Annotated in this window: 13 protein-coding genes; 4 read left to right on the plus strand and 9 right to left on the minus strand. The window is 46.5% G+C overall.

Going from position 1 to position 12,925, the window contains the following annotated elements:
• Nucleotides 1-30: 30 nt before the first annotated feature.
• Nucleotides 31-969 carry a glycosyltransferase gene (locus QUB11_RS00550; protein ID WP_333389395.1) on the minus strand — a complete coding sequence of 313 codons (939 nt, stop codon included), beginning with the start codon at nt 967-969 and terminating at the stop codon, nt 31-33.
• A 390-nt stretch (nt 970-1,359) separates the two neighbouring features.
• Here QUB11_RS00550 and QUB11_RS00555 point away from each other — a divergent pair, with 390 nt between their 5' ends.
• Complete coding sequence (locus QUB11_RS00555; protein WP_333198789.1) at nt 1,360-2,568, plus strand: argininosuccinate synthase; 1,209 nt, start codon at nt 1,360-1,362, stop codon at nt 2,566-2,568.
• Between the two features lie 424 nt (nt 2,569-2,992).
• Here the strand turns inward: QUB11_RS00555 and QUB11_RS00560 are convergent, their stop codons facing one another.
• From QUB11_RS00560 to QUB11_RS00575, 4 genes are all read right to left on the minus strand, one after another.
• Nucleotides 2,993-5,635 (minus strand): polynucleotide kinase-phosphatase, encoded by a 2,643-nt coding sequence (locus QUB11_RS00560; protein ID WP_333389397.1) that lies wholly within the window; start codon nt 5,633-5,635, stop codon nt 2,993-2,995.
• 288 nt (nt 5,636-5,923) lie between these two features.
• The gene (locus tag QUB11_RS00565; protein WP_333389399.1) at nt 5,924-6,184 is read right to left on the minus strand and encodes an AbrB/MazE/SpoVT family DNA-binding domain-containing protein; all 261 of its coding nucleotides are present in this window, start codon (nt 6,182-6,184) and stop codon (nt 5,924-5,926) included.
• A 66-nt stretch (nt 6,185-6,250) separates the two neighbouring features.
• Nucleotides 6,251-7,762 (minus strand): 3' terminal RNA ribose 2'-O-methyltransferase Hen1, encoded by a 1,512-nt coding sequence (locus QUB11_RS00570; protein ID WP_333389400.1) that lies wholly within the window; start codon nt 7,760-7,762, stop codon nt 6,251-6,253.
• A gap of 115 nt (nt 7,763-7,877) precedes the next feature.
• Nucleotides 7,878-9,329 (minus strand): GTP-binding protein, encoded by a 1,452-nt coding sequence (locus QUB11_RS00575; protein ID WP_333198795.1) that lies wholly within the window; start codon nt 9,327-9,329, stop codon nt 7,878-7,880.
• Nucleotides 9,330-9,495: 166 nt separating this feature from the next.
• Here QUB11_RS00575 and QUB11_RS00580 point away from each other — a divergent pair, with 166 nt between their 5' ends.
• The gene (locus tag QUB11_RS00580; protein WP_333389402.1) at nt 9,496-10,314 is read left to right on the plus strand and encodes a type II CAAX endopeptidase family protein; all 819 of its coding nucleotides are present in this window, start codon (nt 9,496-9,498) and stop codon (nt 10,312-10,314) included.
• A gap of 95 nt (nt 10,315-10,409) precedes the next feature.
• Nucleotides 10,410-10,784 carry an S-layer protein gene (locus tag QUB11_RS00585; protein ID WP_333389404.1) on the plus strand — a complete coding sequence of 125 codons (375 nt, stop codon included), beginning with the start codon at nt 10,410-10,412 and terminating at the stop codon, nt 10,782-10,784.
• A gap of 81 nt (nt 10,785-10,865) precedes the next feature.
• On the opposite strand, the gene QUB11_RS00590 is transcribed toward QUB11_RS00585, so the two are convergent.
• The 4 genes from QUB11_RS00590 to psbH all read right to left on the minus strand — a co-directional run bounded on the left by QUB11_RS00590 (nt 10,866) and on the right by psbH (nt 12,407).
• The gene (locus tag QUB11_RS00590; RefSeq protein ID WP_332958583.1) at nt 10,866-11,132 is read right to left on the minus strand and encodes a DUF3146 family protein; all 267 of its coding nucleotides are present in this window, start codon (nt 11,130-11,132) and stop codon (nt 10,866-10,868) included.
• A complete protein-coding gene (pth, locus tag QUB11_RS00595; RefSeq protein WP_333389406.1) occupies nt 11,129-11,791 on the minus strand; it encodes an aminoacyl-tRNA hydrolase in 663 nt (220 codons plus the stop codon). The genes QUB11_RS00590 and pth overlap by 4 nt, the downstream gene beginning before the upstream one ends.
• Nucleotides 11,792-12,052: a TatA/E family twin arginine-targeting protein translocase gene (locus QUB11_RS00600; protein ID WP_006633691.1), complete on the minus strand. Its 261-nt coding sequence runs from the start codon at nt 12,050-12,052 to the stop codon at nt 11,792-11,794. It lies immediately after the preceding gene.
• Between the two features lie 151 nt (nt 12,053-12,203).
• Nucleotides 12,204-12,407 carry a photosystem II reaction center phosphoprotein PsbH gene (psbH, locus tag QUB11_RS00605; RefSeq protein ID WP_015176007.1) on the minus strand — a complete coding sequence of 68 codons (204 nt, stop codon included), beginning with the start codon at nt 12,405-12,407 and terminating at the stop codon, nt 12,204-12,206.
• Between the two features lie 212 nt (nt 12,408-12,619).
• Here psbH and psbN point away from each other — a divergent pair, with 212 nt between their 5' ends.
• Entirely contained in the window at nt 12,620-12,751 is a 132-nt protein-coding gene (gene psbN / locus QUB11_RS00610; protein WP_190742515.1) for a photosystem II reaction center protein PsbN, read from the plus strand.
• Nucleotides 12,752-12,925 lie beyond the last annotated feature (174 nt).

Raw genomic sequence — 12,925 nt, forward strand, 5'->3', positions numbered from 1 at the left:
ATTATATTTTATTTGCGCTGTCGGGCTGATTTATGGTATCCTGTTCTCTGCCTGCAATTCCCCGCAAGCGGCGTACACGGCTTTCACGTTATACCAATTCAGAAAAATCCGAGCAATTTCTAAAGCTAGCTGGGGCTTGCCTTGGTCAATCAACCACTGCAAAAAAGGAGTCATCGTTCGCTCGTTAAGCATCCCACCTAATGATAAAACTCCCCACAGTATTTGGTGCAAAACAGTCATTTGAATCATCATCCGTACTTCCCAACTTGGGTGTTTTTGATAAAATAAAACTCCCATTCTACCGCGCTGAATTTCGCGGTCAATCATGCCCGGAATTTGCTCTAAACTAAAAGGTGGATGCCAGTGATAGCCGACCGCCGCCGGACATTTAATGAGTTTTAAACCTAATTTTTTCAACCTAACTCCCAACTCTAAATCTTCCCATCCGTACAGTTGAAAGCGATTGTCAAAAAGTCCAGCAGCCAGCAGCCAGTGGCGGGCGATCGCCACATTTCCCGTAGCAAAATAAGCCGCCGAAAAATCGGTGATTTTGTAAGGTTCTGAGGTAGGATTGTCGAAATTGCAAGTATTAATCACGCTGCCGTAAGTAAAAACAGCATCCGTATCTTTGTAACCCTGTAGTAAAGCATCGGCGTGTGCTTGCAAAAAATGCTCTGTTACCACCAAATCGCTGTCAATAAAAATAATCGTATCGCCCTTAGCATCTTCAACACCCAAATTGCGGGCAGCGGCGGGGCCTTGGTGAGATTGACAGATCGATCGCACATGAGGCAACAAGTCGGCATCTGCAGCCAACCACTCCAGCGTCCCGTCCGTCGAACCGTCGTCCACGACAATTACTTCATACTCTCTGACAATCTCACCGAACTGCTGATTTTCCAAAGCCAGTAGACATTTGGCCAAAATCGGTTTACGATTATACGTCGGAATCACAACACTAAAAAACACGGTTTTTCCCCATCGCCACAGTTACCGTATCCCACGGTAGCAGATTTTCCCCAGCAACTCCCCCGGTAAATAGCCAAGTTTAGCAAAAAAAGAATATATAAATCTGTACTATTTCTGACAAGAATCGATCTCAATTAGGTGCATAATGAAAAGTCGGTTAAATATCACATCTTGCACCATTCTCCAGAACAGGCAAGATGCCTGTTCCACAAAAATTTAATTTTATTGTGGGGCCGGCATCTTACACTATTCTCCCGAACAGGCAAGATGCCTGTGCCACAAAAATTTAATTTTATTGTGGGGAGTAGGGGTTGGGCCGAAAAGCCCGCCCCTAAAAGGCTGATTCACAGCGGGTGCAAGATGTCAGTTAAATTCAGGATGTAAATACCAATGAGTCGCGCTAAAAAAGTTGTCCTAGCATATTCCGGCGGAGTCGATACCTCCGTCTGCATTCCTTACCTCAAAAACGAGTGGGGTGTTGAAGAAGTAATTACTCTGGCCGCAGATTTGGGACAGGGAGACGAATTAGAACCGATCCGCAAAAAAGCTTTAGCATCCGGTGCTTCGGAATCTTTAGTTATTGATGCTACGGAAGAATTTGTCAAAGACTATGCGTTTCCAGCGATTCAAGCTAACGCACTGTATGAAAACCGTTATCCCCTTTCGACTGCCCTGGCTCGCCCGCTGATTGCTAAATTGTTAGTAGAAGCTGCCCAAAAATACGGTGCAGATGCGATCGCCCACGGTTGTACAGGTAAGGGAAACGATCAGGTGCGGTTCGATGTGTCGATCGGCGCGCTCAACCCCAAGATTAAAATCTTAGCACCAGCGCGGGAGTGGAAAATGAGCCGCGAGGAAACGATCGCATACGGCGAAAGATGCGGCATTCCGTCGCCCGTGAAAAAGTCTTCGCCTTACAGTATCGATCGCAACTTATTGGGAATGGCAATCGAAGCCGGAATCCTCGAAGATCCTTGGGCGGAACCGCCGGAAGAGGTGTATTTGATGACAAAGGCGATCGAACAAACTCCCGACACACCCGAATACATAGAAATCGGTTTCGAGTTCGGAAATCCTGTCACTTTGAACGGCAAAGAGTTATCACCAGTCGCCTTAATTTCCCAACTCAACGAAATAGTTGGAAACCACGGAGTCGGCCGGATTGACATGATTGAAAACCGCCTCGTCGGGATTAAATCGCGGGAAATTTACGAAACACCAGCGATTTTAGTTTTGATGCACGCGCACCGAGACTTAGAAAGTTTGACGCTGACAGCAGATGTGACGCGGTACAAGCGAGGCATCGAAGAAACCTACAGCCAAATGATTTACAACGGCCTGTGGTACAATCCTTTGAAAACAGCTTTAGACGCATTTATTCAGGACACGCAAAAGCGAGTAACTGGAACCGTGCGGCTCAAACTATTCAAAGGAAATGCCACGATTGTCGGCCGCAAATCTGACAATTCTCTGTACAGTTTCGACTTAGCAACCTACGGCGCAGAGGACGAATTCGATCACAAAGCTGCCGAAGGATTTGTCTATGTTTGGGGACTACCAACCCGCATTTGGTCGGAGAAAAATAGAGGTTACAAATAGGAGGCAATTAGGGTTAAAAACCTGATGTTAAGCCAATACGGCTCAGTTAAGCTCGATCCCCCCTAGCCCCCCTTAAAAAGGGGGGGACAAGAAATTACTCTTGCGTCCCCCTTCTTAAGGGGGATTTAGGGGGATCTCCGAGGACTAAATAGTTTTAACTGAACCTTATTGGATGTTAAGCCGCCGATTCGCGGAATTAAAGTAGGGTGTACATGGCGCACCTTATTTGCCGCAGTCGCCCAATCGGTGCCAATTACCTAAGTTCTGAGTTAGTAAGATACAGTAATAATTGGTAATTGGTAATTGGTTGTTTTCCTAATAATTTGTTAAATTGTCTTCAGACAAATTTAGCTTTGAGGCAGGGGTTTAAACCCCTGCCAGATTACTGTCAAGTCGAGATTTTCGCCTGCTTTCTACCTTCCGATTACAGCCTCGGATCTACAGGTTCGCTCTCCATCGCTAAAACTCCGAAAACGCACTCGTGAACTTGTCTCAAAGGAGCACCCGCAACAAATCTCTCCAATGCTTCTACACCGAGAGCAAACTCTCGCAACGCCAAAGAACGCTTGCCGGAAAGCCCGCGCGATCGCAGTTTTTCTAAATGTTCCGGCAAAGAATATTCCAGACCATAAATAATTCGCAAATACTCTTTACCGCGACATTTTACCGCAGGCTGTACGAGTCCTTTCCTATTTTTAACAATAAAATCCATTGGTTTAACAACCATTCCTTCGCCTCCCGCCGCCGTCAGTTTTTCCCACCATTGAATCCCTGCCAATTGGCTGTCAAAATCTGCAATTTCAACTATTTTGTATTCAGTAGCTAACAGGAATTCCGGGTCAGCTTTACAAATTTGTGAAATCTGTTCCATGTGCCAACAGTGATTTTTGTCAGTGTGAACAGTTCCCTCGGTTGCCAAGATGTGGAAAGGCGCTAATTTGAGGTCTGAGATGGATTTCACTGGCCAGCAGTAGCGCTGGTAGGCATGAACATAGCGATCGGCTAGTTCGGCTCGTTCTTGGTAGCTGGTTAGCAAAGAATTAATTTCAACTCCCCGCTGGTTTGCCTGTTCTAAGTTCTTAATCGCCTCCGCAAACCCGTGACGAGATGCTGTTCCCACGGCGGCGTATTGCTCTTTCAATAAACCTTGAGCTTTGGCTGACCAAGGCATTAATTCGCAGTCCAAACACACCCAATCGGTTTGAAAATTCTCCCAAAAATTGCTCGCAGTGAGAGCGACATTTACCCGCGCTAAAAATTCTGTTTCTAAGGTAGAATTATCGAAAAAATGCCGTCCCGTGCGGGTGTAGCAAATGCCCATACTCTCACTGAGAATGCCAAAGCGGCGTAAAGCTGCCTGTGCGTCGCGGCAAACAATCGCAACTGCACGGGAACCCATGTGCTTTTCTTCGCACACAACTGTCGGTATGCCCTGCTGTTGGTAGTAGCTAAATGCTTCGGCTGGATGTTCTAAAAATCCAGGTTCGTTGGAGGTAGCAGCGGGAGACATTGTGGGCGGCAAATAAATCAGCCATTTGGGATTGGCGGCAAACCGACTCATTACTTCTAGGGCTGCGATCGCATTTTCTTCTTTAATCGTAATGTTACTTTGCAGGCGAGTGGAAATAATGCGTTTTCCGAGTACGTCGCTAATGTCCAGTACGTCATCAAACTGCTGTTGGACGGTGATATTCACTGCGGCCAAACCGCTATTGATAACGGGTGAATTAATGTCTGTATTGTTAAGTGGAGTTCGGCTGTCTTGAAAGAGGATCGGTTTGGCAGGTTCGCAGTAAATTCTAGCAGCAGGAACGCTGACAAATTCTCTTTCGGGATACCGCAAAGCTGTTAGTTTGCCTCCGAAAACGCAGCCGGTGTCAATATCAACAGTATTGTTCAACCATTCTGTTTCTGGAACGGGGGTGTGTCCGTAAACAACCGCTGCCTGACCTCGATATTCGGCGGCCCAATTGTAGCGGACGGGCAAGCCGAATTCATCGATTTCGCCAGTTGTTTCTCCGTACAACGCGAAATCTCGAACCCGGCCCGATGCGCGTCCCTGAAATTCAGCTTTCATCCCGGCGTGGGCGACGACTAATTTTCCGCCATCGAGGACGTAATGCCCAATCAAACTATCTAGAAACTGGCGGATTTCTCGTACTGCTGATTCGCGGGATTCATCCGGTAAAGCGGCAATTTCTGCTAAGGTTTGTTCGAGTCCGTGGTTGATTTTGACATTTTTGCCGTTGAGTTTTCGCAGCAGTTTGATGTCGTGATTTCCAGGCACGCATAAGGCTGTTTCTGCGAGTACCATGTTTCGCACGAGTTTGAGGGTGTCGAGAATGCGCGGGCCCCGATCGACCAAATCGCCCAAAAACACGGCTTTACGGCCTTCTGGGTGCGCGTAGGTGGGAAAATTCCCCAAATCGGATTCGCTGGATTTTTCGATAATTTGATAGCCCAACTGTTGCAGCAATTGTTCCAATTCGTCGCAGCATCCGTGAACGTCGCCGATGATGTCAAAAGGGCCGCAGTCGTGTTTGCGATTGTTCCACAAAGGTTGTCTCTCGATTTCCACCGCGTCGATTTCCTCTGGGGAACGGAGGACGTAAACGTAGCGAAATCCTTCCCTATCTAGAGATTTGAGCGATCGCTTTAAATTCTGAACGTGGCGGCGAATTACATGATTTCCAAAATTGCGGTTTGCACGTTGTTGATTGCGATCGCCACACAATTTTTCTGGTAAATCTAGCACAATAGCAACCAAAAAGCAATGGTATTTTCGGGCTAATTCCACCAAAGGTTTACGGCTTTCCGGCTGAACGTTGGTGGCATCAATCACAGTTAGCTTACCTGCGGCCAGACGTTTAGCAGCGATTAAATGCAATACTTCAAAAGCATCAGCGGTGGCCGCTTGATTGTTTTCGTCGTCGGAAACCAACCCGCGGCAGTAATCCGATGAAATGATTTCTGTAGGTAGGAAATGCTGGCGCGCAAAGGTGGATTTGCCGGAACCGGATGCACCGATGAGAACGACTAGGGATAGTTCTGGAAGCGTAATTTTCATTGTTTAATAGTATAGATTTTACTCGTTACTAGGCTCTGCCCAAGGCGTGAAAAGTTAGCGTAAAACCGAGCGTCTCTCTTGTTTGTATCGAAGTCTAGATCCCCCCTAACCCCCCTTAATAAGGGGGGGACAAGAGTATTTCTCAAAGTCAACCCCTACTCCCCTTACTAAGGGGGATTTAGGGGGATCGAGACTTCGACTAAAAGCGAAATTTATTATGGGTTTTAGTCTTAAGTTGTCAGCAATGGGCTGTGCCTGGGAACCAGTTAAAAACATCAAAACGTTTGACTACCATTGCCACTCAACCTCCTCCCACTCCGTAGTGGTGACATCATCAAGAAGGACATCATCATGTTGCTGTGCCATTTTTGCGAACGCTTCCTCCCAGCCGGCACGCGGTTTTAGGGCTGCACGAATGACGATCCGATCGCCGTGAACTTCGATTTCTACTGCTTCGCTAATACCAATTTGATGTAACAAAGATTTGGGGATGCGAATGCCCTGAGAATTGTCAATTTTAACGATCTGGGTTTGAATAGATTTACTCATAGCTGAAGCCTGCTTTTTTCCAAGTTTAACTATATTGTAAGCACAAACAGACTGTCGGTATTATTTTCACTGGGCGAATATTGCCATTTGCGTAGGCGAACCTACTTCTAAATCTTCGCTTCCCACACAACGAAACTCTACCCCACAGCCAAACCGTTCGGCAACCCCATTCGCCCAAGTTTGAAATTCGGCCCTTGTCCACTCAAAACGGTGATCCCGGTGGCGAAATTTGCCTGCAGGCAAGTTTTCAAACCGAACATTATATTCAATATTTGGAGTTGTGACGATCGCACTTTTGGGTCGGATAAATTCAAACAAAACGCGCTCAAAAGCAGCTAACCGTTCTAAATCCAGATGTTCGATCACTTCAATTACCGTCGCCGCATCAAAACCAGTCAAGCGGCTGTCCCGATAAATTAGCGAACTTTGAATTAGTTGAATCCGAGATTGCTGTGCGGGAGACAATCGATCGATTTGCAAACGTTCCCTGGCAATTTCCAATGCACGAAAGGACACATCGACGCCTGTAATTTGTTCGATCGAGCTTTCTTTCAAAAGCAATTTCAGCAGTTTTCCCTCACCGCAGCCCAAATCTACCACTCGCTTAGCACCACTTTGCTTTAAAACCTCCGTCACAGCTTCCAAACGCTCTTGATTCAAGCTAATTCGCTGTTCTAAAACTTCCTCTTCTTGCTGATGAGAAACTTCGAGATACTCAGGGTCAATATTATCTTCTTCTGCTAATTGTGCCACAGCAATTCGCGTCAGACGGCGCTGGCGTTTCAGATAGCGGTTGGCAATTTGTTCGCGGGCGGGATGCGCGTTCAACCAACCTTCGCCGTGATGCAATAACTTCTCAATTTCATCATCGCCCACCCAATAATGTTTGTCGTCATCCAACACGGGAATTAGCACGTAAAGATGGCTTAACAAATCCGCCAAACGAACTGTATTTTGCAGTTCCACAGAAAAGTAAGGACTCGCGCCCCAGTCGGGAAATTGCTCGTCAAGAATCAGGGGTTTTGCTGCGACTTGATAGCCCAGCGGCTCAAACATTTGCCGCAGGAACTTCTCGCCACCGCGACAGGGCAAAACCGACAGATTAACTGTCAAAGGAATAGCTGTTTCTGCGAGTTCTGGGCGGTCTTTGCAGCGACCGGATAGAGCTGTACTAAAGACTTTGGCGAGGGCGACAGACAGAAACGAAGAGGCAACGTAGGGGCGATCGTTCACGTATTGTTCGAGAGGGCGATCGCCCGATTTCGACTTGCCCCGCACCAAACCCACCGGATCGACATCTAAGAGTAAAGCCGCCGTGCACCTTTCTGCATTTGCCTCTGGATAAAACACGCTGGCTTGCCCGAAAGTCATCGGAAAGGATTGATGGCGATCGGGATGTTTGTGCAGCAAATAACCTAAATCTGTAGCAGGAACGCGAGTTGTAGAAATCGTTAATAACATAATATTAGGAATTGGGCATCGGGCATCGGGCATCGGGCATCGGGCATCGGGCATTGGGCATCGGGCATCGGGCATCGGGCATTGGACATCGGGCATCGGGCATCGGGCATCGGGCATTGGTTATTGGTAGTTCCTCACAAATAACAAATAACAAATAACTACTCACTGTCGATAATTAATCCGTGTATCCGTGTCAAAATCCGTGTCGTGCCTTCTTCCTTTTTGCTTCTTCTCACTGCAATTTCTGTTTTTCCACACTGCCCAAATCCAACTTAGCCCGCAACTCTTCCTTAATCCGATTTAAAATAGAATCCTCATCCAAAGAAGACAAAATCTTGCTCACAACAGCCTTTGGCCCATCATCTCCCCAAGAAGCACCATTAGCCAAATAAGCCTTAGTAACTTGACCGATTCCGTAGGAAGAAACCCCCGCGATCGCAGCTTGCGTCACCGCCACAGACAAATAAGGCCCTAAAGCCAAACCCCCGGTCGCCGGCGTCGCCAAACCCAACAATCCTTTCAAAGAACTCAAACCAAAATTAGCCAACAATTCGCCCGCAGTAATTCCCCCCATACTAATCGCAATCTTTTGCAGCAATTCCACCGCGCCCGCTTCCGTCATCGCAATGCCGTAAACTTTAGATAAAGTTAATATCATCACCACATCAATTACCGCACCGCTAAGAATATCAACTACAGTAATTGGATTAAGTGCGATCGCCACCGCTTTAGTCATTACCCCATTCCAGATAATTCGATTAGCCGCGTCATCGCGAATCTCCATTTTTCGCTGCACCAACTGCTCGTTAATATCCCCCGCACAGAGCATCGTATTCAGCGCGACCAAAGATTTACCTTCTCGGTCTAAAATCTCCAAAATCTTTAATTTTAAATCTTGCACTTGTGGCAAACTGCGAGTCATTTGCACGCCCATACTTCCGTCGGGACGGCGCACCGCCCTCGCCGTCAAAGGCGAAGCCGCCGCCATCACAATTTCATCGGGAGACAACAATTCTCTCACGCGATCGTCTCGAATTTTATGATAAATTGCCAGCCTGTCTGCATCAGGATACTGGTCAATTTTATTAAACACTAATAACATCGGTTTCCCGGCTTCCCGCAACTGCGAAAGTGCTGCGTATTCCACCTTCGTAATGTCGCCAGCAACTACAAACAAAATCAAATCAGCTTGTTGAGCAACGCGGCGGGCTAAAAGTTCGCGAGTTTCGCCGTCAACTTCATCTATTCCCGGAGTGTCGATTAATTCTACTTGCGACAAACGGTAAATAACTGGCGAAAGTCTATCGGGCAAATTCTCATCAATTCCCTCTCCGACATCCCATTGGCCAATAGTCGTGGTGCGAGTCACCCCGTGAGTCGGGCCAGTTTCAAACACATTTTGACCTAGCAGCGCGTTCAAAACCGAAGATTTTCCCCTTCCCACCATCCCAAACACAGCTATTTGCACGCAAGCGCGCTCTAGCTTGTCGAGCATTTTCTCCAACCCGCCAATTTCCGGTTCTAGTCCAGTTCGCTCTTGAACTGTCAAGTCGAGATTTTCTACTATATCTCGCAGAGCATCTTTAGCGTGGCGCAGGTTGAGTTCTGCCTGAATGTCTGCGAAGCTTAAAATTGTGTCATCTAATTCTCGATCGACATTTGAAAAATCCGAGGCTTCAGTCATTGTTCCCTTATTTTATAGTTCTGTTTTGTTTAAAGTTTCAGCGAATACAATGCTATTCTAGCTTTCTCTGTCTGCTTTGTACAGATATCTCAAATCTCTCTCTGTGAACTCTGTGTACTCTGTGGTTAAAGAATTCCGAACCAATCTTATTTTTTTTTAAGGATCGATGACTAAATTAATCCAAATAGCCAGTTATCCATTTTTTTTCCGAATCCCAATTTTCCTGTTAGCTTTATTATCAATCTGGTTGCCCCTAGCAGCACCAATTTACTTGTTAGTTAAAGATAGCAACCTTGCAACTATTCTCACTATGGCGCTGTTGTTTACAGAGTTTCTCTTTTTGGTGCGGATCTGGGGAAAAAAGGTTTACGGACAAACCCAATTACTCAAAAGTTACGGTTTAATCAATACGCGAAAAAACGGTTTTGAGCTTTTAATTGGATTGGCGATCGGGCTTTTGCTCACTTTCAGCTTATTTGCGGTGCAAGGGCTGTTCGGCTTAGTCGCGTGGCAAAATTCTGATAATTTGCCTAGAATCATCGCAGAAGGGCTGTTAAGCGCCCTTGGAGTCGGTTTTGCGGAGGAGTTGGTATTCCGTGGTTGGTTGCTGGATGAGTTGCAACGGGATTACAATTATAAAATATCTTTGTGGGCGAATAGCCTGTTGTTTGCCCTATCTCATTTTATCAAACCTGTCGCGGCCATGCTGCGGAGTTGGCCGCAGTTTCCGGGGTTGTTGTTGCTGGGTTTGATTCTGGTCTGGGGAAAAAGATCGCGCCAAAATCGGCTGGGTTTGTCGATCGGGCTTCATGCAGGTTTAGTCTGGGGATATTACATGATTAACATCGGGCAGTTAGTGCGATATTCGGCATCTGTTCCCGACTGGGTGACAGGAGTTAACGGCAATCCGCTAGCTGGGGCGATCGGGCTGTTGTTTTTGAGTGTATTGGCTGTGGGAATGCGAAAATCAGCCAGTAGTCAGTAGTCAGTTGTCCGTTGACTGTTGTCCGTTGACTGTTGTCATTTTATCAATGACCAATGACCCATTCCCAATGCCCAATTCCCAATTCCCAATTACCTATGAAAGTCACGATTTTTGCCGCAGCTATACTGCTAATTAGTGCCAGCTTTTCGGCTCCCGCCAATGCACAAAATACCGAACCACTCAAGCCAAATACTTCTTTAGTTCAAGTGCAGCAAACGCGAGAACAAATTCTCAATGCTTGCGTGCAGAATCAGGCTGAAACCCTGCCAAATCCTTTTAGCGATGTACCTTCCAATCACTGGGCTTACAAAGCTGTTTTGACGATGTATTATTGCGGGGCTTACCGAGAAGGGATGAACCCTGCTTTAATTAAAGAATCACTGGAATCTGGAGATACTACTAGAGAAAGTTTGCCTTCCCGATCGCCCTTTCCCAATTTCCCATTACAGCCTTTTCCCGTAATTAATTAAAGAATTACTGGAAGCGGGATATCCTACTACAGGAAGCTTTTATTCCCGATTACCTTTTCCGCATTTCCCATTACCAAGATTTTAAAACTCAGCCCGAACCGTAAACGAATAATCTCCGCCCGGTTCAAGCTGATAATCCCATTTTTCCAAAAAACGGTGCAGCGGTTCCTGAATCAATGCCCTACCCTGAGAAGGTTCAAGTATCAGTGTTTTTTCTGACGTGAAACGCCACTGAAACTGCCACTCAAAATTGCCGGCAGTCACTTCACCCTCAATCGTGCCTTTTTGCCAAGATTGGCCTGTAACCCGGACATATGCAGTTGTTTCAGGCAAACGTCTCGAACTCACCTTTTTGTTTCCGCGTTTGTTTCTGCAATTGTGCGACTATTGTAAAGGCTCATGGCTTTTTCTACTCCTTGGTGCAGACTCAGTTCCACAGCTTCTACAACCAGTTTAAGCACTTTCTCTACTAACTGACTTTCCTCTGAGGAAAATTTTCCTAACACGAAGGAAATCGTATCTTTCTCATTTTTAGCAATATCGTTTTGAGGTTTGCCGATGCCAATCCGCAACCGGGGAAATTTGTCTGTACCTAAATGAGAAATTGTCGATTTCATCCCGTTGTGTCCGCCGGCAGAACCGGCAAGCCGCATTCTCAATTTCCCGATCGGCAAATCCATATCATCGTATACTATTAATACCGACTCCGCAGGTATTTTGTACCAATCCGTCGCCGCCCGAATCGCTTGACCCGACAGATTCATGTAAGTTAGAGGTTTCAGCAGGCGGATTTTCTGTCCCCGCGGCCGGTTTCCCTCGCCAAATATGCCTTGAAATTTGCGATTTTCCGACAGGGAAATCTGCCAAGATTTAGCCAAGGCATCGACAGCATTAAAGCCTATGTTGTGTCGGGTGCGATCGTATTTAGGTTCGGGATTTCCCAACCCAACAATTAGCTGGGGAATCACTAACTCCGCTGGTGTTTCCGACTTCTGAGTGTTGTTCATTTAACTGTCTGTGCTATCTTCCTTGGGAGTAGCCGCCGTGAGTTTTTCAGTTTCCGGTTTGCTGCTAGTTGCTACTGCTTCTTCTAACTGCTTGGCTTCCCGCGTGAACTCCGACTCAAAATCCCGCGAAGCATCTTGAAAGCCGCGAATTGCCTTCCCCATACTTCGACCGATTTCAGGTAGTTTTTTCGGGCCGAATACCAATAGGGCGATCGTAAAAATAACGGCCATTTCCGGCAAACCAATGCCAAAAATATTCATGGTTTTTCTCCTGCAATTTGTTTAGTTACTTTTTGTTTATTTATGGCAAAAGTAATCGGAAAGGGTAAGGAAAAACGGGAAAACTTAGCTTTTGCCCTTTCTCCTCAACCCTCAGCTTTTACTTTTAGCCTTACTGTTTTGCGATCAATTTTTAGCGGCCTAGGCTCGACCAATCCATATCCACACTCTCCAGAATCAGCGAAGAGTTGTAGATTTGCAAAATAATCAACAAGAACACGAAAAACAGTCCAATGAACACGCTCATCAATAGCGTGGTTCCCCAGCCGGGGGCTACCTTGCCGTATTCCGAGTTAAGGGGTTTGAGTATATCTCCTAACCAAGTCCGTTGTGCCATAAGTCACCTGCAATGAATCTCTACAGAAAAGTTTGACATATTTCTACCGCTAATTGCGATCGCAATTTCTCAGAAATGCCACCGGGGGACTCGGAAAACGGGGAGTGGGGGCTGGCTGCCATACCGTACAGCGCCTAAAATCACGAGACTTTCAGACGGATTGTTATTTTTTGTAATATTATAGAGTGGAGCACTCATAATCGATCAAAAATATGGAACCCGCAGCAGTTCTCGGCATTTCTCTCGGTGTGTGTCTGGTGGCCATCACCGGTTTCTCGATCTACACGGCTTTCGGCCCTCCCGCTAAGGAATTGAGAGATCCTTTTGAAGAACACGAAGACTAAAGAAGAAGGAAGGCACAACACGGATTCGGACACGGATACACGGATGAATTTAAGTGTGTTTCCAGATATCTCCTATTCTCGGTCTCTCCCTCTCTCCCTGGTAGATATTCTTCTAGGGGTGGGAAGGGAGTGATGCTGTGAGACGATCGCCTGTCGCCTACTGGTCAATGGTAT

It is taken from the genome of Microcoleus sp. B6-A1 (assembly GCF_036705085.1).
Taxonomy (GTDB): Bacteria; Cyanobacteriota; Cyanobacteriia; order Cyanobacteriales; family Microcoleaceae; genus Microcoleus.

What these genes read in the sequence shown, in the direction of transcription:
- QUB11_RS00560 (WP_333389397.1), bottom strand. Translation starts at nt 5,635, where the DNA reads ATGAAAATTACGCTTCCAGAACTATCCCTAGTCGTTCTCATCGGTGCA.
- QUB11_RS00565 (WP_333389399.1), bottom strand. Translation starts at nt 6,184, where the DNA reads ATGAGTAAATCTATTCAAACCCAGATCGTTAAAATTGACAATTCTCAG.
- QUB11_RS00585 (WP_333389404.1), top strand. Translation starts at nt 10,410, where the DNA reads ATGAAAGTCACGATTTTTGCCGCAGCTATACTGCTAATTAGTGCCAGC.
- QUB11_RS00575 (WP_333198795.1), bottom strand. Translation starts at nt 9,329, where the DNA reads ATGACTGAAGCCTCGGATTTTTCAAATGTCGATCGAGAATTAGATGAC.
- psbH (WP_015176007.1), bottom strand. Translation starts at nt 12,407, where the DNA reads ATGGCACAACGGACTTGGTTAGGAGATATACTCAAACCCCTTAACTCG.
- psbN (WP_190742515.1), top strand. Translation starts at nt 12,620, where the DNA reads ATGGAACCCGCAGCAGTTCTCGGCATTTCTCTCGGTGTGTGTCTGGTG.
- QUB11_RS00570 (WP_333389400.1), bottom strand. Translation starts at nt 7,762, where the DNA reads ATGCCCGATGCCCGATGCCCGATGCCCGATGTCCAATGCCCGATGCCC.
- pth (WP_333389406.1), bottom strand. Translation starts at nt 11,791, where the DNA reads ATGAACAACACTCAGAAGTCGGAAACACCAGCGGAGTTAGTGATTCCC.
- QUB11_RS00580 (WP_333389402.1), top strand. Translation starts at nt 9,496, where the DNA reads ATGACTAAATTAATCCAAATAGCCAGTTATCCATTTTTTTTCCGAATC.
- QUB11_RS00600 (WP_006633691.1), bottom strand. Translation starts at nt 12,052, where the DNA reads ATGAATATTTTTGGCATTGGTTTGCCGGAAATGGCCGTTATTTTTACG.
- QUB11_RS00555 (WP_333198789.1), top strand. Translation starts at nt 1,360, where the DNA reads ATGAGTCGCGCTAAAAAAGTTGTCCTAGCATATTCCGGCGGAGTCGAT.